The organism is Kocuria sediminis (genome assembly GCF_009735315.1).
Taxonomy (GTDB): Bacteria; Actinomycetota; Actinomycetes; order Actinomycetales; family Micrococcaceae; genus Kocuria; species Kocuria turfanensis.
In genome coordinates, this window is the sequence record NZ_WOGU01000005.1 from 243,096 (window position 1) to 264,317 (window position 21,222).

Below are 21,222 nucleotides of genomic sequence, written 5' to 3' on the forward strand. Positions count from 1 at the left end.
CAATGAACTGGCTCGTCAGTATTCCCGAGTTCCTGGTCAGCGAGATCCTGGCCGTCCCCGCCTTCCTCATCGGCATCATCACCGCGGTGGGCCTGGTGGCCCTGCGCAAGAGCACCGGCCAGGTCATCGGCGGGGCCATCAAGGCCACGCTCGGCTTCCTGCTCATCGGCGCCGGCGCCACCCTCGTCGTCGCCTCCCTGGAGCCCCTGGGCGCCATGATCCTCGGCGCCACCGGTGCCCAGGGCGTCATCCCCACCAACGAGGCCATCGCCGGGATCGCCCAGGCCGAGTACGGGGCCCAGGTGGCGTGGCTGATGATCCTCGGCTTCGCCGTCAGCCTCCTGCTCGCCCGGTTCACCCCGCTGCGCTACGTCTTCCTCACGGGGCACCACGTCCTGTTCATGGCCACGATGCTGACCATCATCCTGGCCACGGCCGGCTACGACGCCTGGGTGACCGTGTCCCTGGGCGCTCTGCTCCTGGGCATCCTCATGGTGTCCCTGCCGGCCTTCGTCCACCCGTGGACCCGCCGGATCACCGGCGACGACAGCGTGGCCATGGGCCACTTCGGCACCGCCGGATACATCGCCGCCGGGGCGGTGGGACAGGTGGTGGGCAGGAACAGCCGCTCCACGGAGGACGCGAAGCTGCCGGAAGGACTGCGCTTCCTGCGCGACTCCATGGTCGCCACCGCGCTGTCCATGGCCATGATGTACGTGGTCCTCGCCGTGCTCTTCCTGGTCCGGGCGGGCTCCGAGGAGGCCTTCACCGCGTTCGAGGGCGGCGCCACCGGCGTGGGCAACTACATCATGATGTCGATCACCCAGGGGCTGCAGTTCGGCGTGGCGGTGGCCGTGATCCTCTTCGGCGTGCGCACCATCCTGGGCGAGCTGGTCCCGGCGTTCCAGGGCATCGCGGCCAAGGTGGTCCCCGGGGCCATCCCGGCCCTGGACGCGCCGATCGTCTTCCCCTACGCGCAGAACGCCGTGCTGCTGGGCTTCATCTCCAGCTTCGTGGGGGGCCTGATCGGTTTGTTCGTGCTCTCCGTGTGGCTCAACCCCGCCATCGGCATCGCCCTGATCCTGCCGGGGCTCGTCCCGCACTTCTTCACCGGCGGCGCGGCCGGCGTCTACGGCAACGCGACCGGCGGACGCCGCGGGGCGCTCGCCGGCGGCTTCGTCAACGGCCTGCTCATCACGTTCCTGCCCGCGTTCCTGCTCTCCGTCCTGGGCGCCTTCGGCTCCGAGAACACCACCTTCGGCGACGCCGACTTCGGCTGGTTCGGGATCGCCGTCGGCTCCGCGGCCAAGATCGGCTCCGTGGGGGGCATCGTGGTGATCCTGCTGATCGGCCTCGCGGTGCTGGGGCTGGCCGTCCTGGTGCAGCGCCGGCTGGTCGACACCGGGTGGGACCCGGCGGCAGGCCGGGCCTGGCCGGGCGCTGCGGGCTCTCCGGGCGAGCGGGAGACCGCGGCGGCCGCCTCGGGCCCTTCTGCCGCGCACCCCAAGATCGCTCCGCCGAAGGGCGCCCCGGTACCCCCGCCGCCGCCGCGCTGAGCGCCCGGCCCCGGGGCACCGGGCGGTCGGCGCGGGGTGCGGAACGGGCCGCTTCAGGAGTTGCGGCCGCGCGCGGCCACCGTCCAGCGCTCCAGGAGCACGCCGTCACGCACCACCGCCACGTCGTCGACGAGGTTCATCGTGATGCACACGTGGTTGGGGACCACCCGCAGCCGCTCCCCGAGAGCGGGCAGCGGGGAGTCCTCCGGCCACACGACCGTGGCGTGGTGCTCGGACAGCGCGGTGATCCGCGCGTCCGGGTGGTCGAGCAGCCGCCCGTGGCCGGTGGCCCAGGCGGGCCGGTCGGTGCCCAGGACCTTGCTGCCGGCGTCCAGCACGATCCGCCGCGGGACCCCGTGGCCGCCCTCGTGCCGGCTGACCACGGTGGAGGCCACGGTGAGGGCCACGTCCTCCCAGGCGCACCGGCCCAGCTCCAGCTGCTGGGCGTCGCCGAAGACGTAGACGCCCGGGCGGACCTCGGTCGCGGCGGAGCTGTCGGTCAGCAGCGCCGAGGGCGTGGAGCCGCCGCTGCGGCGCAGCACCTCGATCCCGGCGTCCCGCAGCCGCTCCGCGGCCCGCTCCAGGGCCTGCTGCTCCTGGGCGGCGGCCTCGGCCGGCATGCCCGGGGCGTAGCTGTGGCCCGGGAAGGTGAAGACCCCCTCCACGCGCAACCCGGCCCGGACCGCCGCGCGGGCCACGTCCGCGGCGGCGTCCGGGTGGACCCCGCTGCGGTGGTGGCCGCTGTCGATCTCCACCAGCACGGCGACGTCCCCGGCCGCGTCCCCGAGCTGCGCGCCCATGGCCGCGGCGGCCTCCGCGGAGTCCACACCGGCGCTGAGCCGCGCCGCGGCGCTCAGCCGGCGCAGGCGCTCCGCCTGCCGCGGCCCCACCCACAGCGGATAGGCGAGGAACAGGTCCTGCGCCCCGTGCGCGGCGAAGACCTCTGCCTCCCCGATCGTGGCCACGGTCAGGCCCACCGCGCCCGCGGCCAGCTGCAGCGCGGCGATCTGAGGGATCTTGTGCGTCTTGGCGTGCGGGCGCAGGGCCAGCCCTCTCGCGCGCACGGCCGCGGCCATCCGATCGATGTTGCGGCCGAGCACCTCCCGGTCGATCAGGACGTCCGGGGTGTCGACGGCTTCAGGAATGCGGTCCATGGGGCTCCTCGCCGGTGCGGTGCTCGGATGGGTTCCGCCCATCGTAGGGCCGCCGCCGGCCCGCGGCTCAGACGAGCAGCCGGCCGAGGCCGGGCCCCAGCAGCAGGAGCGTGGGGACGACCACGAGGGCGGTGGCCGCCCCGATCACCGCCGCGGTCCGCCCGGGCGGCAGCGGGGGCACCGCCAGGCGCAGGATCCGGTCCCGGGCCTCGTCGGCCAGCGTCCGTCCCGGGGCGGCGCCGGAGGGGCGCACCGGATCATCGGCTCCCGCAGCGTGGAACGCCAGCCCCGGCCCGCCGGCGCTGACCAGGGCGATGGCCCGCGCCAGCACGTCGTCGTCGACGGTGCGCCGTGCGTGGTCGTCCGCGAGCATCTCCACGAGCAGCCCGACCTCGCGCTGGGCGCGACGGGCGATCGGGAACCACGGCAGCGAGGCCTTCCAGGCGCGGAAGAGGACGAGCACGATGTCGTGGCGCTGGTCCGCGTGGGCCCGCTCGTGCTCGACGACGGCGGCGAGCTCGTCCTCCTCCAGCAGCGACACCAGTCCCACGGAGAGCACGGTCAGCGTGGTGAACGCCCCCGGGAGGCAGTAGGCCACCGGGGCCGGGTCGTCGAGCAGCCGGGTGCCCGGCGCGTCCGGCAGGGGCGTGCTGAGCAGCAGGACCAGCTGGGCGTGGCGGCGGCGTTCGCGCTCGGCCCGCACCACGGTGACGAGCAGGTTCAGCAGCAGGTGCCCGCCCAGCAGCAGCGCGCCCGCGAGGGCGAGGACCTGGAGCGGCCCGAAGGCCCGTCCGAGGTCGTGGCCCTGGAACTGTGCGGAGAGGCTGATCCCGCTGCTCACCAGGTCCGGGCCGAACGGGGCCAGTCCGAACGTGACGAGGGCGCCGAGCATCGACAGCCCGCCGGCCAGGGCGATCGCCTGCCACAGCACCAGGGCCGTGGCGGGCGCGCGGGCGGGCCACCGCGCCCGGGCCAGCAGGACCGGGACGGGCCAGGCCAGGGCGACGGCGAGCGCCGCGAGCACCAGCGAGGTGGCGACCACGCGGTCAGGTGCCGCCGAGCAGCCGGCGCAGGGTCTGGGCCTCCTCGGGGCTGACCTGCCCGACGAAGCGCTCGAGGACGGCGGTGCGGTCGTCCGAGGAGCCGAGCACCTCGTGCATGAGGTTGGCCATGTGCTCCTCGCGCGAGGCCGCGGCGCGGTACCGGTGCGGCCGGAAGGCGCGGTCGCGCCGGACGAAGCCCTTGCGCTCGAGCCGGGAGAGGACGGTGAGCACGGTGGTGGCCGCGCGCGGGCGGGCGCCGTCCTCGGAGTCGGGCAGCCGGTCCTGCAGGTCGTAGGCGGACAGGGGGTCGGCGGCCTGCCAGAGGATCTCCATGATGGATCGCTCGAGCTCGCCGAGGGGGGCTGCGCGCTGGGGGTCGTTTCGTGCCACTGCCCGATTGTAGCGCGGACCGCCGGGTGTTCTACAGTGTGTAGAAGTAGTTCTACGCCGTGTAGAAAAGTTGGGGGAAGCAGCCGATGGATCCTCTGGAGATCGCCCGCTGGCAGTTCGGGATCACCACCGTCTACCACTTCGTGATGGTCCCGCTCACGCTCGGGCTCGGGCTGCTGGTGGCGCTCATGCAGACGATGTGGGTGCGCACCGGCAATGATCGCTGGCTGCGGATGACCCGGTTCTGGGGCAAGCTCTACCTGATCAACTTCATCATGGGCGTGGCCACCGGGCTGGTGCAGGAGTTCCAGTTCGGCATGGCCTGGAGCGAGTACTCCCGGTTCGTGGGCGACGTCTTCGGCGCCCCGCTGGCGATGGAGGGGTTGCTCGCGTTCTTCTTCGAGTCCACCTTCCTGGGCCTGTGGATCTTCGGCTGGGACCGGCTGCCGCAGAAGGTGCACCTCGCCACCCTGTGGACGGCGGTGCTCGGCTCCGTGGTCTCGGCGTTCTTCATCATCGTGGCCAACTCCTGGATGCAGCACCCGGTGGGGGTGGAGATGGTCGACGGCCGCCCGGTGATGAACGACGTCTGGGCGGTGCTGACCAACAACACGGCCCTGGTGGCCTACGCGCACACCCTCGCCGGCGCCGTGGCCGTGGGTGCCGCCTTCCTGGTGGGCATCGCCTGGTACCAGCTGTGGCAGCGCCGCCGGGACGGCATCGACACGGTGGACGAGCGCGGCGCCGTGGTGGTGGGGGAGCGGGCCGACGTCCCCGGACGGGACCGCACCGACCACGGCGTGTGGCTGTCCAGCCTGCGGATCGGGGCGGTCGTGGCCGTGCTCGGCTTCGGGGCCGTGGCCGCGAGCGGTGACGTCCAGGGCAAGCTGATGTTCGAGCAGCAGCCGCTGAAGATGGCCGCCGCCGAGGCCGCCTGCCACGACGGCACGAGCTTCTCCGTGCTGGCGGTCGGCCCGCTCGGCGGCCAGGACTGCGACGAGGTGGTCAACGTCGTGGAGATCCCCGGGCTGCTGTCCTTCCTGGCCCACGGGGACTTCGACACCGAGGTCAAGGGCGTCAACACCCTGATCCCGGAGTACGAGGCCGCCTACGGCACCCACCTGCCGGACGACCCCGTGTACGGGGAGCGCGCCGGGCAGGAGATCGACTACCTGCCGCTGATGGAGGTCACCTACTGGGGCTTCCGCCTGATGATCGGCTTCGGGGTCCTGGCGGCCGCCTTCGCCGCCCTGACGCTGTGGATCACCCGGAAGGGCACCGTCCCCGCCTCCAAGCCGATGATGTGGGTCGCCGTGGCCTCCATCCTCGCGCCGTTCGGCGCCAACATCGCCGGGTGGGTGTTCACGGAGATGGGCCGGCAGCCCTTCGTGGTGGCGCCCAACCCCAACCCCAGCGGCGTGGACGGGGTCTACATGTACACCGCCGCGGCCGTCTCCCCGGGGATCAGCGGGCAGGAGGTGATCTTCTCGCTGGCCGTGCTGGGACTGATCTACGCCGCGCTGCTCGTGGTGGAGGTCATGCTCCTGGTCCGCTACGTGCGCGGCGGGGTCGCCTCCGCGATGCCGGAGCTGGCGCACGACGACCACGACGACCACGGTGCGGGCCACGACGGCGCCCACGGCCGGGGCGACGACGTGCTCGCCTTCGCCTACTGACCCCGGCGCCCGGCCGCACCGACTTCGCCGCACCGACCCGGCCACCTCGACCCTGACGCGCCCGCCCGACCGGCGCAGAAAGCCTGCCGACATGGACTTCCTCCCCACCCTCTGGTTCATCGCCATCGCCGTGCTGTGGACCGGGTTCCTGCTCCTCGACGGCTTCGACCTCGGCGTGGGCATGCTCATGCTCACCAGCACCCGGGACGAGCGCGAGCGCCGCCAGATGCTCAACACGATCGGCCCGGTCTGGGACGGCAACGAGGTGTGGCTGATCACCGCGGCGGCCGGGCTCTTCGCGGCCTTCCCGCTCTGGTACGCCTCGCTCTTCTCCGCCCTGTACCTCCCGCTGGTGTTCGTGCTCGTGGGCCTGATCTTCCGGGCGGTGTCGATCGAGTACCGCGGCAAGGGACACAGCGACCGGTGGCGGCGGTGGGCCGACCGGGGCCTGGGCACCGGCTCCTTCCTGGCCGCCTTCGGCCTCGGCGCCGCCCTGGCCCTGACCACCACGGGCCTGCCGATCGACGCCAACGGCGACCGCGTGGGCGGCGCCTTCGCCTGGTTCACCCCCTACGCGCTGCTCGGCGGCCTCGCCGCGGTGGGCTTCTGCCTGGTGCACGCCGCGGCCTTCCTCGGGCTGAAGACCGAGGGGCCGGTGCGGCTGCGCGCCCGCCGCCTGCTGGTGCGCTTCGGGCTGCCCGCGCTGCTCCCGCTCGCCGGCTGGGTGGTGGCGGTGCAGCTGCTCACCGGCAGGTCCTGGACCTGGCTGCTCCTGGGGGGTGCCGTCGTGGCGGGCCTCTTCGGCTGGGCCAGCGCCCGCCTGGGCCGCGAGGTGCGGGCCTTCGCCGGCACGTCGGGCGTGCTCGTCCTCGGCGTCGCCTCGATCTTCGCCAACGTCTACCCCGTGGTGCTGCCCTCCACGCTGGATCCGGCCTGGCACCTGACGGTCGCCAACGCCTCCAACAGCGACTACACGCTGGGGGTGCTGACCGTGGTGGCCGGTCTCGGCCTGCCCCTCGTGCTGCTCTACCAGGGCTGGAGCTACTGGGTCTTCCGCCGCCGCCTGACCACCGACCACCTGCCCGCGGCCCACGCGGTGCGGGCGGCCGTGGCCCCCGCGGCCGGCGCCGTGTCGCCCGGCAGCACGTCCGGGGGTCACCGGCGGGCCGGCGGCCCCGAGGACGCGGGCCCGGCATGAGACGACCTCCTCTGGGCCCGGGCGGGGCCGCGGCCGTGCTCGCCCTCGGGGTCCTGGCGGCCCTCAAGGCGCTGGCCCTGGTGCTGCTGGCCGAGGCGGTGGCCCGCGGCGTCGTCGGGGTGCTGGCGGACAGCCCCGACGCCTGGCGGCGCGCCCTCGCGCTCGGCGTCGGCGCCGGGCTGCTGCGGGCCGCGACCACGTGGGCGGGTCAGTACGTCGCCGTCCGCGCCGCGGGCGAGGCCAAGCGCGGCCTGCGCCGGGAGCTCGCCCGCCGGGTCCTCGCCGGCGGCGGCCACGACGTCGGTGCCACCACCGTCGTCGGGACGGTGGGGCTCGACGCGCTGGACGACTACTACGCGCGCGTGCTGCCCGCGGCGGTCACGGCCGCCACCGTGCCGCTGCTGGTGGGGCTGCGCATCCTGTCCGCCGACTGGGTGAGCGCGCTGATCGTGGTGCTCACCGTGCCCCTGGTGCCGCTGTTCATGGCCCTGGTCGGCCTGCACACCCAGGACCGGGTCGACGAGTCCTCCGCCGTGCTGCAGCGGCTCTCCCACCACCTCGTGGAGCTCGCCCGGGGCCTGCCCGTGCTCGTAGGCCTCGGCCGGGTGCAGGAGCAGGCCGCCGCCCTGCGGGAGGTCTCCGAACGGCACCGGGAGACCACCCTGGTCACCCTGCGCACCGCCTTCCTCTCCTCGCTCGTGCTCGAGCTGATCTCCACCCTCTCGGTCGCCGTCGTCGCCGTCTTCGTGGGGGTCCGGCTGGTGCACGGGGACCTGGACCTGCTGACCGGGCTCGTCGCGCTGCTGCTCGCCCCCGAGTGCTTCGCGCCCTTCCGGGACCTCGGCGCCGCCTTCCACGCCTCCCAGGACGGGCGGGCCGCCCTGCGCCGCGCGGACGAGATCGTCGCGGAGCCGGTGCCCGCGGACGTCCGCCGGGCAGGGCCCGCCCCGTCCGGCCCGCCGGCCCTCCGGATCTGTGGGCTCAGCGTGCACCACCCCGGCCGTCCCGTCCCCGCCCTGTCCGGGGTCGACGTCGAGCTCCCCGGCGGGTCGGTGCTCAGCGTGGAGGGACCCAGCGGCAGCGGGAAGTCCACGCTGCTCGGCGTGCTCGCCGGCACCGTGCCGGCCGGCTCCGGCAGCGTGGAGGGCGTCGACCCGGCCGCCGTCGCCTGGGTGCCCCAGCACGTGCACACCGTGGCCGGGACCGTCCTGGACGAGGTGCTCCTGCACACCGAGGACGAGACCGCCGCCCGGGACGCCCTCGCCCGGGTGGGGCTGACCCGGCTCTGCGGCGCGGACCCGGACCGGCTCAGTCCGGGGGAGCTGCGCCGGTTGGGCCTCGCCCGCGGCCTCGCCCGGGTGGCCGCCGGCGCCCGGCTGCTGCTGCTGGACGAGCCGACCGCCCACCTCGATCCCGCCGGCGCCCGCCGCGTCGAGGCGCTCGTCGACGAGCTGCGCGGCCGGGTCACCGTGGTCCTGGCCTCCCACGAGACGGAGGTGACCGCGCTCGCGGACCAGCAGCTCCTGCTGGGGGCCGCGGCCGTGCCCCGCGCCGAGGGCGGCCCCGACCTGTCGCCGGCTCCGGAGACCGCCGTCCCGTCCGGTGCGGACGGCGCGCTCCCCGCGCCGGGGACGGCACCGCCCGTCGCCTCCGGCGACGGTCCGTACGAGGCGCTGCGGGAGCTGGCGGCGTTCCTGGCCCCGGCCCCGTGGCGGACCGCCGGCGCGGTGGCCCTGGGCACCGCCGCGGCCCTGTTCGCCGCCGGGCTGACCACGCTCTCGGGCTGGCTGATCGTGCGCGCCAGCCAGCAGCCCGGGATCATGTACCTGATGGTCGCCATCGTCGGCGTCCGCTTCTTCGGCATCGGCCGCGCCGTGCTGCGCTACGCCGAGCGGCTGGTCGGCCACGACGCGGTGCTCGCCTCGACCACCGAGCTGCGGGCCCGGGTCTGGGCGGGACTGGCCGTGCGCGGGGTGGCCTCCCGCAGCCTCGCGACCGGCGGCGCGGCCCTGGACCACCTCGTCGCCACCGCCGACCGGGTGCGCGACCTCGTGCCCCGCGTCGTGCTGCCGCCGTTGATCGGGGCCGGCACCGCAGCCGGCGCGGGCATCGCGGTCGCGGCCCTGCATCCCGGCGCGCTGCCGGCCCTGGCCGTCGCGCTCGTCGGCGGCCTGCTCGTCGGGCCCCTCCTGGCGCTGCTGGCCGACCGCTCCGCCGCCCGCGGCGCCACCGTGCTGCGCTCCGGGGTGCTCCGCCGGTTCGCCGCGATGGTCGCCGCCGCCGACGAGCTGCGGGCCAACGGGCGCGCCGCGGCGATGCTCTCCGAGCTCGAGGTCCTCGAGCGGGACGCCGAGCGCGCCGCCCGCCGCAGCGCCTGGGCGCTGGGACTGGGCAGCGCCACGGCGGTGCTGGCCTGCTCGGTGTCGTCCGTGCTGATGCTCGCGGCCACCGCGGACCCGGCGCGCGAGGGCGCCCTGGCCGGGCCCGTGGTCGCCGCCCTCGTGCTGCTGCCCCTGGGGCTGCTCGAGCCGATGCTCGGGGCGGTGGACGCGGTGCAGCAGTGGCCGGCGCTCTCGGCGTCCCTGCGCAAGCTCCGCCCGCTCACCGAGGCGGCCCGTGCGGCGGCCGGCGACGGATCCGGCCTCCCGGACGGGACGGACCCCGCGCCGGTGCCCGTCCACGACCTCGCCCTGCACGGGCTCGCGGTCGCCTGGCCCGGAGCGCCCGCCCCGGCGTTCCGCGGGCTCGAGGCGTCGGTGCGGCGCGGGCAGTGGCTCGTGGTCGAGGGGCCCTCCGGGGCGGGGAAGTCGACCCTGCTCGCCGCGCTGCTCGGCCACCTCCCGGCGGCCGAGGGCCGGTGGTCCGTCGACGGCGTCGACAGCCGGGAGCTCGACGCCGCCGGGCTGCGGCGCAGCGTGGCCTGGTGCCCGCAGGAGGCGCACCTGTTCGACTCCACCCTGCGCGGCAACCTGCTGCTGGCCCGCGGCCGCGAGGACCGGCCGTCCGACGCGGAGCTCCGGGCCGCCCTGGAGCGGGTGGGCCTCGGCCCCTTCCTGGCGGAGCTGCCGGAGGGCCTCGGCACCCGGGTCGGCCCCGGCGGGGCGCACCTGTCCGGGGGGCAGCGCCAGCGCGTGGCGGTGGCCCGGGCCCTGCTCACCCGCGCCGACATGGTCCTGCTCGACGAGCCCACGGCCCACCTGGACGCTCCCGCGGCGCGGTCGCTGCTGGCCGACCTGCGGCAGGGGCTGGCCGACCGCGTCGTCGTCCTCGTCACCCACCACCTCGCCGACGGGGCCGCCGCGACGGACGCCCGGCTGCGGCTGCCGGGCGCCCACCCGGAGTGGACGGCCGCATCGGCGGTGCCGGTCGCCTGCTGACGCGGTGGACCCGCGCCGGCGTCAGGCGGCGGGCACGAGATCGGCGCGGTCGGTGAACTCCAAGCCGTGCGCCTCGCTCACCGAGCGGTGGGTCACGTGGCCGGCCATGGTGTTCAGCCCGGCGGCCAGGGCCGGGTCGGCGTCCAGGGCCGCGGTGACGCCCTGGTCGGCCAGGGCCACGGCATAGCGCAGCGTGACGTTGGTCAGCGCGTAGGTCGAGGTGTTCGGCACCGCCCCGGGCATGTTCGCCACGCAGTAGAAGATGGTGTCGTGCACCCGGAAGACCGGGTCCTGGTGGGTGGTCGGCCGGCTGTCCTCGAAGCACCCGCCCTGGTCCACGGCGATGTCCACCAGCACGCTGCCCGGCTTCATGGCCGCGACCATGGCGTTGGTGACCAGCTTCGGGGCCTTGGCGCCCGGGATCAGCACGGAGCCGATGACGAGGTCCGCCTCGGTCACCGACCGCTCGATCTCGAGCCGGTTGGAGGCGACCGTGCGCACCCGCCCGGCGTAGCGGTCGTCGAGCTCGCGCAGGCGGTCCACGTTCACGTCCAGGACGGTGACCTCCGCGCCCAGGCCCACGGCCATCGCCGCGGCGTTGGTGCCGGCCACCCCGGCGCCGATCACGGTGACCTTGGCCGGGCGCACGCCGGGCACCCCGCCCAGCAGCACGCCCTTCCCCCCGGCCGGAGCGGTCAGGGCGGCGGCCCCGGCCTGCACCGACAGCCGGCCGGCGACCTCGCTCATCGGGGCCAGCAGGGGCAGCCGCCGGTCGGCGGTCTGGACGGTCTCGTAGGCGATGGCGGTGACCCCGGACTCCAGCAGCGCCGCGGTGAGCTCGGGCTCGGCGGCCAGGTGCAGGTAGGTGAACAGCACCAGCCCCTGCCGGAACCGGTGGTACTCGGAGGCCACGGGCTCCTTGACCTTCAGCACCAGGTCGGCGCGGGCCCACAGCTCGTCGGCGTCGGCCACGAGCTCGGCCCCGGCCGCGGCGTAGTCCGCGTCGGGAATGCCCGAGCCGACGCCGGCGCCGGACTCCACGAGCACGCGGTGGCCGTGGGCGACCAGCTCGTGGACCCCGGAGGCGGTGATCGCCACGCGGTGCTCGTTGTTCTTCACTTCGCGGGGGACGGAGACGATCATCGAGGGCCTTCTTCCGCAGGAACCGTAGACTGGGTGACAACAAAACTACGGTTTCCGGCTGTGTCCGTGGGGTTTTCCGACGATCCTTCGGCAATCGCCGCAGAACTGGAGGAATGATGGAGCATGTGACCCGCGACACGCGGCGTTCACCGCAGGATCTGCGCCCGGCCCCCGAGCTGGACGAGCTGGACCGGCGGCTGCTGGCGCTGCTGCGGGAGAACGCCCGGATGACCAACCAGGCGCTCAGCGAGGCGCTCGGGGTCGCTCCGTCCACCTGCCTGGCGCGGATGAAGAACCTGCAACGCACCGGGGTGATCCGCCGGTTCACCGTGGAGGTGGAGCCGCGGGCGATCGGACGCAGCATCGAGGCGCTGATCAGCGTGCGGCTGCGCCCCGGCGCCCGGCACCTCATGTCGGCGTTCGGGGAGGGGCTCAAGTCGGTGCCGGAGGTCTCCCAGTTCTTCTTCCTGGCCGGCACGGACGACTTCCTCATCCACGTCACCGCCCGGGACACCGACCACATCCGCCAGTTCGTCCTGGAGCACCTGTCCTCCAACCAGGCGGTGGCCGCCACCCAGACCAGCCTGGTGTTCGAGCACGTCCAGGGGTCGGTGGAGCCTTGAGCCGCCGGTCCCGGGGTCACCCCCGGTCCGCCGGCGCGGTGCAGCGCAGGGACAGAGCGGCCTGGACGAGAGCGGCGTGGGTGAGGGCCTGGGGGAAGTTGCCGAGGTGCTCCCCCGAGACGGGATCCATCTCCTCCCCGAAGAGGCCCAGCGGACCGGCGCGTCCGAGCAGGTCCTCGAACAGCGCCAGGGCCTCGAATCGGCGGCCGGTGCGCGCCAGGGCCTGCACGAGCCAGAAGGAGCAGGGCAGGAAGGCTCCCTCCCCTCCAGGCAGTCCGTCGCGCCCCGGGGGATAGCGGTAGAGCAGCGGGCCGCCCGCCGAGAGCTCGCGCCGGACGGCGTCCACCGTGCCGCGTGTCCGCGGCGAGCCGGGCGGGTCGAAGCCCAGCACCGGCAGCACGAGCAGCGCGGCATCGAGGTCGGTGGAGCCGTAGGCGCGCGTGTAGCTGCCCAGGACCGGGGCGAAGCCCTGCGTGCGGATCTGATCGGCGAGGGCGGCTCGGGCTCTCTCCCAGCACCGCCGCTGCCGCTCGGCCAGCCGGTGGGTGGCGCCCAGCCGCAGGGCCCGGTCCAGGGCCAGCCATCCCATGAGCTTGGAGTGCACGTGGTGGGCCGCGTCGTCGCGGATCTCCCAGATGCCGGCGTCGGGCTCCCGCCAGCGGCGCGCGACGGTGTCGGCGAGCCCGCGCACGGTCCGCCACGTCTCGGAGTTCAACCGCCGGCCGCTCCGCTCGTACCCCCAGGCGGCGTCGAGCACCCATCCGTAGCCGTCGAGCTGGTGCTGCGCCGCAGCCCCGTTGCCGGTGCGCACCGGGGTGCTGCCGGCGTAGCCGGGCCAGCCGGTCAGCGTGCGCTCCTCCGGCACCCGGCACCCGGTCAGGGTGAGCAGGGCGGGCAGCCGGGGACGGTCCAGGCGGCCGGCGTGGAGCAGCCACCTGAGGAACTGCTCGGCCTCCACCGGCTTGCCGACGGCCAGGAAGGTCGCCACGCCGATGCTGGCGTCCCGCGGCCACGTGTAGCGGTAGTCCCAGTTGCGCACGCCGCCCGGCTCCTCGGGCAGGGACGTGGTGGGGGCGGCGACCGGGGCCCCGGTCGGGGAGTGGGTCAGCAGGCGCAGGGTGAGCAGGCTGCGGACCACAGCGGGACGGTGCGGGAGGTCCGGCCGGATCCCGGCGACCCAGTGCCGCCAGAAGGCCTCGTCCGCGTCGGCGAGGTCCCAGGCGGTGGCGGGGTCCACGTGGACCAGCGGCTCGCCGAAAGCGGCAGCCAGCACGACGGTGACGGGCCGGCCCGGCGCGACGGTGACCGTGGCCGGACGGCCGGGCAGGACGTCCAGACGCGGATGACAGTCCAGGGACAGCGCCAGGCGCCCGAAGTCGCAGATCAGTTCCGGGTGCCGGCGGATGCGGGGGCGACGGTGGTGCTCTCCCAAGCGGGGGTCGAAGTCGACCACGGCCGCCACGGGTTCCCCCTCGGCCGAGAGCCGCCGGATCAGCAGCGTGCTCGGCAGCAGCCGCCCGGAGACCTCGGCGATCATGGTCTCCGTGAGCGTCAGGCGAGCGGAACCGGCGACCCAGGTGGTCTCGAGGGTGGCCGTGTCCTCCCGGTAGCGCCGTGACGGGGGCGAGCCCGGTTGCAGCGGCCCCATGCGGAAGTGCCCGGCGCACGCTCCGCCCAGGAGGGAACCGAACACCGGGGTGCCGTCGAAGGCCGGTAGGCAGCACCAGTCGATCGTGCCGTCGTCGGCCACCAGCGCGGCCGTCCGCGTGTCCGCGAGCAGGCCGTGGCTGCCGATGGGCGCCGGCGGGGACGGCGCCGGCGCGGTGCCAGGGCCCGTCATGGATCCACCTGCCGCCCGCTTCCCGTCCGGTGGTCACGGTCGGACGCCGGTGCGCGGGACGCCCGCACGTCGTGGGGCCGCCCGGTCACCGGGGCCCCAGAAGCAGGCCCAGCACGGTGCCGTAGAGGAGGTGGGCCACCGCGGCCACGACCGGGGTCTGGAACCCGTAGTTCAGGCCCAGCAGTCCGGGCGGTTCCAGCACCGGACGGCCGGAGGGTCCGGCGCGGGAGGACGCCATGCGCGGATGCACGCCGGGCAGGAGCGGCAGGATGAGTGTCAGGGCGACGGCTCCGTGCAGCAGGCCGAGCAGGGCGCCGAGCCACCAGGTGGCCCGGCCCAGCAGGGCGAACGTGCCTGCGTAGCCCAGTGCGAAAGCCTGACCGACGACCAGGTGCACGAGGCCGCCGAGGACGCGTGCGCGGTCCGGGTCGGACGTGAGGACGGTGCCGAGCACCAGGGGCAGGTCGAGCCGGGACAGCCCCGCCATCTGCGCCGCGATCATCACCAGAGTCAGCGCACTGGTGGCCAGCAGCCCGAACAGCGCCCACCCGGACCAGTCCATCTCAGTCCACCGCCTGCCCCGACCGGTCGTTCACCGTCCGGGGCAGCGCCCTCTGCGCGCGCACCCGGCGGGTCACCGCGCCGGCGATCTGCTCCTCAGGACCACCGATGGCGTCCATCCGCTCATTGTCCCACCACCGGGGGCGCGGACGAAGGCTGACCGGCTCACCGCCTGTCCAGCGCCCGGGCCGGCGTGACCCCCGCGCGGTGCGCGCCCGGTGACCGGGGAATGGACACCGACCACATCCGCCAGTTCGTCCTGGAGCACCTGTCCTCCAACCAGGCGGTGGCCGCCACCCAGACCAGCCTGGTGTTCGAGCACGTCCAGGGGTCGGTGGAGCCCTGAGCTGCCGGTCCCGGCGGCGCTGCTCAGAGGGCCTGCACGAGGACGAGCACCGCGCCGGCGGTGGACGCCGCCAGCCCCACCCGGCGCACGAGGACCTTGTCGAGGCGCCCGTTCACCACGCCCGAGGCGGCGAAGCCGAGCAGCACGGCCGGGAGCAGCGCGGCGGAGAACAGCAGGACCTCCCGGCCGATGGAGCCCACCGCGGCCAGGGCCGTGATGGACACCAGGGCGCCGGCCAGGAAGAAGGCGCTCATGGTGCCGCGGATCCGGGCGGGGGAGAAGCCGTGCCAGACGAGCGCCATGGGCGGGCCGCCGATGGCTGTGGCCGTGCCCATGAGCCCGGAGGCGGCCCCCGCGGCGGCGACCGCCGCCGGGCGCGGCCGGGGCCGCCAGCCGCAGACGCTGAGCAGTACGGCCAGCAGGACCGTGCCCGCCACCGCGAGGGCCAGGGTCTGCGGGGGCAGCGCCGCCACCAGCAGGGCACCCGCCACCGTGCCCGGCACCATCCCGAGCAGTGCCCACCCGGTGCCCCGGAAGTCCACCGAGGTGCGGTCGCGCAGCACGCCGAAGACGGTGAGCCCCGCCGCGAGCAGCACGATGGAACCGGGGAGCAGGCCGGGGTCCAGCAGCCCGATCACCGGGGCGGCCAGCATGCCGAGGCCGAAGCCGATCGTGCCCTGGAGGCAGGACGCCAGGAACACCACGAGCGCGACGAGAGCGATCTCCAGCCCGGTCACCGCTCGCCCCCGCTCACCGGGCGGAGGCGCCGAGCACGTCGGCGGCCGGCGCGCCCGGACGCCCGGGGCCCGGGGACCGCGGGATCAGCGCCACGGCGCCGGCGGCCACCAGGGCCACGGCGGCGAAGACGACGAAGTTCCACTGGAACGGCAGGGCCATCGAGGCGATCCAGCCGCCGATGAGCGGGCCGGAGATCGCCCCGATCCGGGCGAAGGACAGCGCCCACCCCGTGGCGGTGGCCCGGGCGTAGGAGGGGTAGTAGTCGGCCACCCAGCCGGTGAGCACCAGTGAGGTGGAGATCGAGCCGATCCCGGCCAGGGCGACGAAGACGTAGTTGACCACGATGTTGTTGGGGAACATCAGCAGCAGGATCCCCACCCCGCCCAGCAGGTAGAAGGTCACCAGGATCAGCTTCTTGCCGTAGGCGTCGGCCGCCCGGCCCAGGGCGATGCCGCCGGCGGCCGAGGCGAGGCTGAAGACCACCAGGAACATCAGGGCCGGGCCCAGGGCGTAGCCGGCCGAGCGCATGATCGAGGGCAGCCAGGTGTTGAGCCCGTAGACGAGGACCATGCCGCAGAACAGCGAGGTCCAGAAGAAGACGGTGGGCCGCAGCCAGTCGCGCGAGAACATCGCCGTAAGGGACTGCCGCCACCCCGCGGACCGCGGCGCCTCGGCCGGGGCCCAGTCACCGGGCACGAACGGCTCGACGCCCAGCCGGGCGGCCGCCCGGGCGGCGTCCTCCGCCCGGCCCTTGCCCACCAGGTACTCGAGGGACTCGGGCACGAGCCGGGCCAGCACCGGCAGCAGCAGCACCGGCACGAACCCGGCGCCCACGACCCACCGCCAGCCCAGCGTGGGCAGCAGCAGCAGCGCCACCAGCGCCGCGATGAGGATGCCCAGCGAGTAGCCCGAGTACATCACCCCGTAGTTGAAGGAGCGCCGGTGCGGGGCGGAGTACTCGATGGTCAGGGCCGCGGCCACCGGGATGATGCCGCCCATGCCCAGCCCCCCGAGCAGCCGGAAGAGCCCGAACAGCTCCGGGCTCGGGGCGAGGGCGGCGCCCAGCTGCATCGTGGTGAAGATCGCGACCGAGGCCAGCAGCATCTTCCGGCGCCCCACCCGGTCGGAGAGCGTCCCGATGACCATCGCCCCGATGAGCATGCCGATCAGGGCATACGATCCCAGACCGCCGAGCTCCAGCGGGGTGAGGTCCCAGGCGCGGTACTCCGCCAGGGCGGGCAGCACGGCGCCGAGCACGCCGACGTCGTAGCCCTCCGCCAGGATGGCCAGCCAGCAGGCGAGCAGCACGCGGCGGGTGGTGCGCTGCGGCACGGGCCAGGGGACAGGGGCGGATGCGGTCATGCGGGAGGCCCTTCGGCGAGGGGGCGCACCGGCCCGGCGGCTGCGGGGACGGGGCCGGTGGTCCGGACCCCTCGATTCTAGGGAACGATCCCCGCCGGAGCGTTGTTGTCATCGTGCGGTTGTATTCTCGTTCAAGCGATGCTCTCGCGTGGGCGCGCTGCGCCGACCCCGACCCAGGACCGTGACATGACCCGCACCCCGTCGTTCCCGCGGACGACCTCCCCCCTCCGGCCCGTCGAGGGCACGCCCGTCGACGACGCGGGCGGTGGCGACGTCCGCCGCATCGGGGTGGACATCGGCGGCACGGCCATCAAGTACGCCGTCGTCGACCCGGTGCGCGGGGTGGTCGCCGGCCCGCTGCGGCGGATCCTCACGCCGTCCCCGGCCACGCCGGACGCCGTGGTCTCCGCACTGGGGGCGGCGCTGGCGGAGCTGAGCACCGGGCCCGGCGCCGTGGATCCGCGCAGTCCCGTGGGCGTGGGCGTGCCGGGCATCATCGACCGCGGCATCACCCGCTCGGCCGTGCACCTGGACGACTCCTGGCTCGGCCGGCACGCCGGCCACCTGCTCAGCGCCGGGCTGGGCCGCGACGTGGCCGTGCTCAACGACGCCGACGCCGCCGGGCTGGCCGAGGCCCGCTTCGGGGCCGCCCGCGGGGTGGGCGGCACCGTGCTGATGATCACGCTGGGCACCGGCATCGGCTCGGCGCTGTTCCACGACGGGCAGCTGCTGCCCAACACCGAGCTGGGGCACGTGGACCTGGACGGCCGGGACGTCGACGGCTGGGCCGGCGCCTCCGCCCGCGTGGCGGAGGGCCTGGACTGGCCGACGTACACGGACCGGCTCCAGCGCTACCTCGCCCACCTGGAGACCCTCGTCTCCCCGGACCTCATCGTGCTGGGCGGGGGCATCAGCGAGCGGCACCAGCAGTTCCTGCCCCAGCTGCGGCTGCGCGCCCGGATCGTGCCCGCGCAGCTGCGCAACGCGGCCGGCATCATCGGCACCGCCCGTCAGGCCCACCTCGGCCACTTCCTGATGCAGTAGCTCCGGCCGGGCCTGTCGCCGTCCGCACGGCACCGCTACGGTGAGCGGACGACGACGCCGACCCGCAGGAGGCTGGACCCATGACCGAGAACCCGCTCACCGACGCCGAGACGGCCCTGCTGCGCCGCTCCGTGGAGATCGCCGCCGCGGCGCGGGAGGCCGGCAACCACCCGTTCGGCGCCCTGGTCGCCGACGAGTACGGCGAGATCGTGGCGGAGGCGGGGAACCACGCGCTGCCCCCGGACGGGGACCCGACCCAGCACGCCGAGCTACGCGCCGTCGCCGCGGCGGTCCGGGCGATCGGGCCCGAGCGAATGCGCCGTGCCACGCTGTTCACCAGCGCGGAGCCCTGCGCCATGTGCACCGGCGCCGCCTACTGGACCGGTGTGGGCCGCATCGTCTACGGGCTCGCGGAGTCCTCGCTGCTGGCGCTCACCGGGGCGCACGAGCAGAACCCCACCCTGGACCTGCCCTGCCGGGAGGTGCTGCGCCACGGGCAGCGGGAGATCGCCGTGCTCGGTCCGCGGCTCGAGGACGAGGCCGCCCGGGTGCACGAGGGCTACTGGGTCTGATCCGGGACCGCTCGGGTCCGCCCCGCCGCCCGGGGCCGGTGGCCCGGGGCGGCGGGGCGGACGGGGCGGATCAGGGGGTGAGCAGGGCCTTGACGGCGCGGCGCTCGTCCATGGCCCGATAGCCCTCGGCGGCCTGCTCCAGGGGCAGGGTGAGGTCGAAGACCTTCCCGGGGTCGATGTGTCGGTCCCAGATGAGCTGGATCAGCTCCGGGAGGAACCGGCGCACCGGGGCGGGGCCGCCGTGCAGGTGCACCCCGGAGAAGAACAGCTCCTCCCCGGGCAGCGCCACGTCGTGGGCCACCCCGACGTAGCCGACGTGGCCGCCGGCGCGGGTGGCGCGGATGGCCTGCATCATCGACTCCTGGGTGCCCACGGCCTCGATCGTGCTGTGGGCACCCAGCCCGCCGGTGAGTTCCTTGATCCTCGCCACGCCCTCGTCGCCGCGCTCCTCCACGATGTCCGTGGCCCCGAACTCGCGGGCCAGGGCCTGGCGGTCGGCGTGGCGGGACATCGCGATGATCCGCTCCGCGCCCAGCTGCCGGGCGGCCAGCACGCCGAGCAGCCCCACGGCGCCGTCGCCGACGACGGCGACGGTCTTGCCGGGTCCGACCTCGGCGGCCACGGCACCGAACCAGCCGGTGCCCAGCACGTCGGAGGCCGCCAGCAGCGAGGGGATCAGCTCCGGGTCGGGCTGCCCCGGGGTGGCCACGAGGGTGCCGTCGGCCAGCGGCACCCGCACGTACTCGGACTGGGCGCCGGTGGCCGCCCCGGGCTGCCGCTGGACGCAGTGGGTCTGGTAGCCGGCCCGGCAGATCTCGCAGGTGTTGTCGGAGGCGAAGAAGGACCCGACGACGAAGTCGCCCACCTTCACGGTCCGCACCTCGTCGCCGACCTGGTCCACGACCCCGACGTACTCGTGGCCCATCGGGGAGGGGCCGTCGACGTCCTCGACCCCGCGGTAGGGCCACAGGTCGGACCCGCAGACGCAGGCGGCGGCGACCTTCAGGACCGCGTCGGTGGGCTCGAGGATCGCCGGGACCTCGCGGTCCTCGACCCGGACGTCGCCGGGGGCGTGCATGATGACTCCGCGCATGGGGTGCTCCTTCGGGGCAGTGGTTCCAGGTGTCGTGCCGTGCGGTTCTGCTGTGCGGTTCTGCTGTGCGGTTCTGCTGTGCGGTTCTGCTGTGCGGTTCTGCTGTGCGGTTCTGCTGTGCGGCTTGTCCGTGCAGCGGTGCTGCGAGGTGGCCGGCACCGTCAGTCGACCGTGTCAGGATCCGTCCGGGCGGGCAAGTGCCCGCGCGTCGTGGATGCGCCTGCCCTCGGCGCACACGCTGTGGGCCCGCGCGCCGGGGATCCAGGCGGGCGGGCCCACGTGGAGCAGCGGGTCAGCGCCGTGCGGCTGCGGGACGCCCGGCGGTGAGCGCGCCCACCGCCCCGGCGGCCAGCAGCCCGGTCAGCACCAGCCCGACGACCCCGGCCAGGGCCACCGACAGGCCGGCCGCCTCGCCGTAGCCGGCGAGGACGGCGCCGGCGAGGGCGTGCGGCGCCGCGGCCTCCGCGAACGAGTAGGCCAGGGCCACGGACTCCAGTCCGTCCGGAGCAGAGGCGGCCACCGCGGAGAGCACGGCGGCGCACAGCAGCCCGGCACCGGCCACGCCCAGCACCCCGCGGCGGGCGCGGACCGGGGCGAGCGGACGGGGGTCGACGGCGGCCAGACCCGGGGCCACGGCCAGGACCAGGGACAGGACGGCCACGGTGATCACGGCCTCCCCGACCCCGATCAGGGCGTGCACCCCCACCATGGAGGCGGCCAGTCCGCCGGCTTCCACCGGCACGGTGCCGCCCACGGCGTACAGGCCGGAGAAGACCAGGGCGGCCGCCGGCACGGACAGCACGGCGCCGAGCCCTGCCGCCGTGCGCGGCGCGGACCGGCCGAGCACGCGGGCCAGGGCCGTGCCCGCGGCCCAGGCCACGGCCACCCCGACGACGGCCATCAGGGTCACGTTGGTGCCCAGGGCGGTGAGCCCGCCGTCGGCGAAGACGACCGCCTGGACGGCCAGCACCACGGCCACCGAGAGCATGCCGAGCCACGGGCCCAGCAGCGCCGCGGCCAGGGCGGCGCCCAGGAAGTGGCCGCTGGTGCCGGGCAGCACGGAGTAGTTGACCATCTGGGCGGCGAAGACGAAGCCCGTCACCGCTGCGGCGAAGCCCAGCCGGTGGGCGGACGCGTGCTGCCGCACCTGCCAGGCGGCCACGGCCACCCCGGTCAGTGCCACGGCGGCCGTGGTCGTGCTGACCACCGGGTCGAGGAAATGGTCCGGAACGTGCATCGGGGAACCGCCCTTCGGGATCGCGCTGGGCCGGTCTCGGACGAGACCGGTGCGGTTCCGATGGTGCCAAGCCCGTGTTTCGCCGGGATGACGGACGGCGCGGACGGGCGACGCCGGATGGGCTGCAGGGGCTCGGGTCCGGGGCCGTCAGGCGTGCTGCGGGGGCTCCGCCCGGCAGGAGTCGTCGCCCACGTCCTCGGCGGCGTCGACGGCGTCGGCCATGGCGTGCAGGAAGGCGGTGACGGTGGCGGCCTGCTCGGGGTCCAGGG

General features: G+C 75.1%; 17 protein-coding genes. 7 read left to right on the forward strand and 10 right to left on the reverse strand.

Going from position 1 to position 21,222, the window contains the following annotated elements:
* Nucleotides 1-2: 2 nt before the first annotated feature.
* On the forward strand, nucleotides 3-1,556 hold the full coding sequence (ulaA, locus tag GMA12_RS08110; RefSeq protein WP_156268873.1) for a PTS ascorbate transporter subunit IIC: 1,554 nt from the start codon (nucleotides 3-5) through the stop codon (nucleotides 1,554-1,556).
* Nucleotides 1,557-1,609: 53 nt separating this feature from the next.
* Here ulaA and GMA12_RS08115 read toward each other — a convergent pair whose 3' ends face one another.
* From GMA12_RS08115 to GMA12_RS08125, 3 genes are all read right to left on the reverse strand, one after another.
* Nucleotides 1,610-2,710, reverse strand: coding sequence for an alanine racemase (locus tag GMA12_RS08115; RefSeq protein ID WP_156268875.1), 1,101 nt, complete (start codon nucleotides 2,708-2,710; stop codon nucleotides 1,610-1,612).
* Nucleotides 2,711-2,777: 67 nt separating this feature from the next.
* Entirely contained in the window at nucleotides 2,778-3,752 is a 975-nt protein-coding gene (locus tag GMA12_RS08120; protein WP_162459627.1) for a M56 family metallopeptidase, read from the reverse strand.
* 4 nt (nucleotides 3,753-3,756) lie between these two features.
* On the reverse strand, nucleotides 3,757-4,086 hold the full coding sequence (locus GMA12_RS08125; RefSeq protein WP_156268995.1) for a BlaI/MecI/CopY family transcriptional regulator: 330 nt from the start codon (nucleotides 4,084-4,086) through the stop codon (nucleotides 3,757-3,759).
* A 143-nt stretch (nucleotides 4,087-4,229) separates the two neighbouring features.
* On the opposite strand from GMA12_RS08125, the gene GMA12_RS08130 reads away from it, so the two are divergent.
* From GMA12_RS08130 to cydD, 3 genes are all read left to right on the forward strand, one after another.
* Complete coding sequence (locus GMA12_RS08130; RefSeq protein WP_156268877.1) at nucleotides 4,230-5,819, forward strand: cytochrome ubiquinol oxidase subunit I; 1,590 nt, start codon at nucleotides 4,230-4,232, stop codon at nucleotides 5,817-5,819.
* 91 nt (nucleotides 5,820-5,910) lie between these two features.
* The gene (gene cydB, locus GMA12_RS08135) at nucleotides 5,911-7,017 is read left to right on the forward strand and encodes a cytochrome d ubiquinol oxidase subunit II (protein ID WP_156268879.1); all 1,107 of its coding nucleotides are present in this window, start codon (nucleotides 5,911-5,913) and stop codon (nucleotides 7,015-7,017) included.
* Complete coding sequence (gene cydD / locus GMA12_RS08140) at nucleotides 7,014-10,394, forward strand: thiol reductant ABC exporter subunit CydD (protein ID WP_156268881.1); 3,381 nt, start codon at nucleotides 7,014-7,016, stop codon at nucleotides 10,392-10,394. The genes cydB and cydD overlap by 4 nt, the downstream gene beginning before the upstream one ends.
* 21 nt (nucleotides 10,395-10,415) lie before the next feature.
* Here the strand turns inward: cydD and ald are convergent, their stop codons facing one another.
* A complete protein-coding gene (gene ald, locus GMA12_RS08145; protein WP_156268883.1) occupies nucleotides 10,416-11,537 on the reverse strand; it encodes an alanine dehydrogenase in 1,122 nt (373 codons plus the stop codon).
* A gap of 116 nt (nucleotides 11,538-11,653) precedes the next feature.
* Here ald and GMA12_RS08150 point away from each other — a divergent pair, with 116 nt between their 5' ends.
* Nucleotides 11,654-12,160 (forward strand): Lrp/AsnC family transcriptional regulator, encoded by a 507-nt coding sequence (locus GMA12_RS08150; protein ID WP_240898720.1) that lies wholly within the window; start codon nucleotides 11,654-11,656, stop codon nucleotides 12,158-12,160.
* A gap of 16 nt (nucleotides 12,161-12,176) precedes the next feature.
* On the opposite strand, the gene GMA12_RS08155 is transcribed toward GMA12_RS08150, so the two are convergent.
* The 4 genes from GMA12_RS08155 to GMA12_RS08175 form a co-directional block, all read right to left on the reverse strand.
* Nucleotides 12,177-14,000, reverse strand: coding sequence for a glycoside hydrolase family 15 protein (locus GMA12_RS08155; protein WP_156268887.1), 1,824 nt, complete (start codon nucleotides 13,998-14,000; stop codon nucleotides 12,177-12,179).
* An 85-nt stretch (nucleotides 14,001-14,085) separates the two neighbouring features.
* Nucleotides 14,086-14,562, reverse strand: a complete 477-nt coding sequence (locus tag GMA12_RS08160) for a hypothetical protein (protein WP_156268889.1) — start codon at nucleotides 14,560-14,562, stop codon at nucleotides 14,086-14,088.
* 368 nt (nucleotides 14,563-14,930) lie between these two features.
* The gene (locus tag GMA12_RS08170; RefSeq protein WP_162459628.1) at nucleotides 14,931-15,644 is read right to left on the reverse strand and encodes a sulfite exporter TauE/SafE family protein; all 714 of its coding nucleotides are present in this window, start codon (nucleotides 15,642-15,644) and stop codon (nucleotides 14,931-14,933) included.
* Between the two features lie 13 nt (nucleotides 15,645-15,657).
* Nucleotides 15,658-17,007: an MFS transporter gene (locus tag GMA12_RS08175; RefSeq protein WP_156268891.1), complete on the reverse strand. Its 1,350-nt coding sequence runs from the start codon at nucleotides 17,005-17,007 to the stop codon at nucleotides 15,658-15,660.
* A gap of 186 nt (nucleotides 17,008-17,193) precedes the next feature.
* Here GMA12_RS08175 and ppgK point away from each other — a divergent pair, with 186 nt between their 5' ends.
* Together ppgK and GMA12_RS08185 are read left to right on the forward strand one after the other, a co-directional pair.
* A complete protein-coding gene (ppgK, locus tag GMA12_RS08180; RefSeq protein ID WP_156268893.1) occupies nucleotides 17,194-18,051 on the forward strand; it encodes a polyphosphate--glucose phosphotransferase in 858 nt (285 codons plus the stop codon).
* 80 nt (nucleotides 18,052-18,131) lie between these two features.
* Nucleotides 18,132-18,623 (forward strand): nucleoside deaminase, encoded by a 492-nt coding sequence (locus GMA12_RS08185; protein WP_156268895.1) that lies wholly within the window; start codon nucleotides 18,132-18,134, stop codon nucleotides 18,621-18,623.
* 70 nt (nucleotides 18,624-18,693) lie between these two features.
* Here the strand turns inward: GMA12_RS08185 and GMA12_RS08190 are convergent, their stop codons facing one another.
* Together GMA12_RS08190 and GMA12_RS18885 are read right to left on the reverse strand one after the other, a co-directional pair.
* Complete coding sequence (locus GMA12_RS08190) at nucleotides 18,694-19,716, reverse strand: zinc-dependent alcohol dehydrogenase family protein (RefSeq protein WP_156268897.1); 1,023 nt, start codon at nucleotides 19,714-19,716, stop codon at nucleotides 18,694-18,696.
* Nucleotides 19,717-20,008: 292 nt separating this feature from the next.
* The gene (locus tag GMA12_RS18885) at nucleotides 20,009-20,953 is read right to left on the reverse strand and encodes an energy-coupling factor ABC transporter permease (RefSeq protein WP_156268899.1); all 945 of its coding nucleotides are present in this window, start codon (nucleotides 20,951-20,953) and stop codon (nucleotides 20,009-20,011) included.
* Between the last annotated feature and the right edge of the window lie 269 nt (nucleotides 20,954-21,222).

Coding starts and splice junctions, on each gene's coding strand:
- ppgK (WP_156268893.1), top strand. CDS start 17,194: ATGACCCGCACCCCGTCGTTCCCGCGGACGACCTCCCCCCTCCGGCCC.
- ald (WP_156268883.1), bottom strand. CDS start 11,537: ATGATCGTCTCCGTCCCCCGCGAAGTGAAGAACAACGAGCACCGCGTG.
- GMA12_RS08185 (WP_156268895.1), top strand. CDS start 18,132: ATGACCGAGAACCCGCTCACCGACGCCGAGACGGCCCTGCTGCGCCGC.
- cydD (WP_156268881.1), top strand. CDS start 7,014: ATGAGACGACCTCCTCTGGGCCCGGGCGGGGCCGCGGCCGTGCTCGCC.
- GMA12_RS08160 (WP_156268889.1), bottom strand. CDS start 14,562: ATGGACTGGTCCGGGTGGGCGCTGTTCGGGCTGCTGGCCACCAGTGCG.
- GMA12_RS08150 (WP_240898720.1), top strand. CDS start 11,654: ATGGAGCATGTGACCCGCGACACGCGGCGTTCACCGCAGGATCTGCGC.
- GMA12_RS18885 (WP_156268899.1), bottom strand. CDS start 20,953: ATGCACGTTCCGGACCATTTCCTCGACCCGGTGGTCAGCACGACCACG.
- GMA12_RS08130 (WP_156268877.1), top strand. CDS start 4,230: ATGGATCCTCTGGAGATCGCCCGCTGGCAGTTCGGGATCACCACCGTC.
- GMA12_RS08125 (WP_156268995.1), bottom strand. CDS start 4,086: ATGGAGATCCTCTGGCAGGCCGCCGACCCCCTGTCCGCCTACGACCTG.
- GMA12_RS08175 (WP_156268891.1), bottom strand. CDS start 17,007: ATGACCGCATCCGCCCCTGTCCCCTGGCCCGTGCCGCAGCGCACCACC.
- GMA12_RS08115 (WP_156268875.1), bottom strand. CDS start 2,710: ATGGACCGCATTCCTGAAGCCGTCGACACCCCGGACGTCCTGATCGAC.
- GMA12_RS08190 (WP_156268897.1), bottom strand. CDS start 19,716: ATGCGCGGAGTCATCATGCACGCCCCCGGCGACGTCCGGGTCGAGGAC.
- cydB (WP_156268879.1), top strand. CDS start 5,911: ATGGACTTCCTCCCCACCCTCTGGTTCATCGCCATCGCCGTGCTGTGG.
- GMA12_RS08155 (WP_156268887.1), bottom strand. CDS start 14,000: ATGACGGGCCCTGGCACCGCGCCGGCGCCGTCCCCGCCGGCGCCCATC.
- ulaA (WP_156268873.1), top strand. CDS start 3: ATGAACTGGCTCGTCAGTATTCCCGAGTTCCTGGTCAGCGAGATCCTG.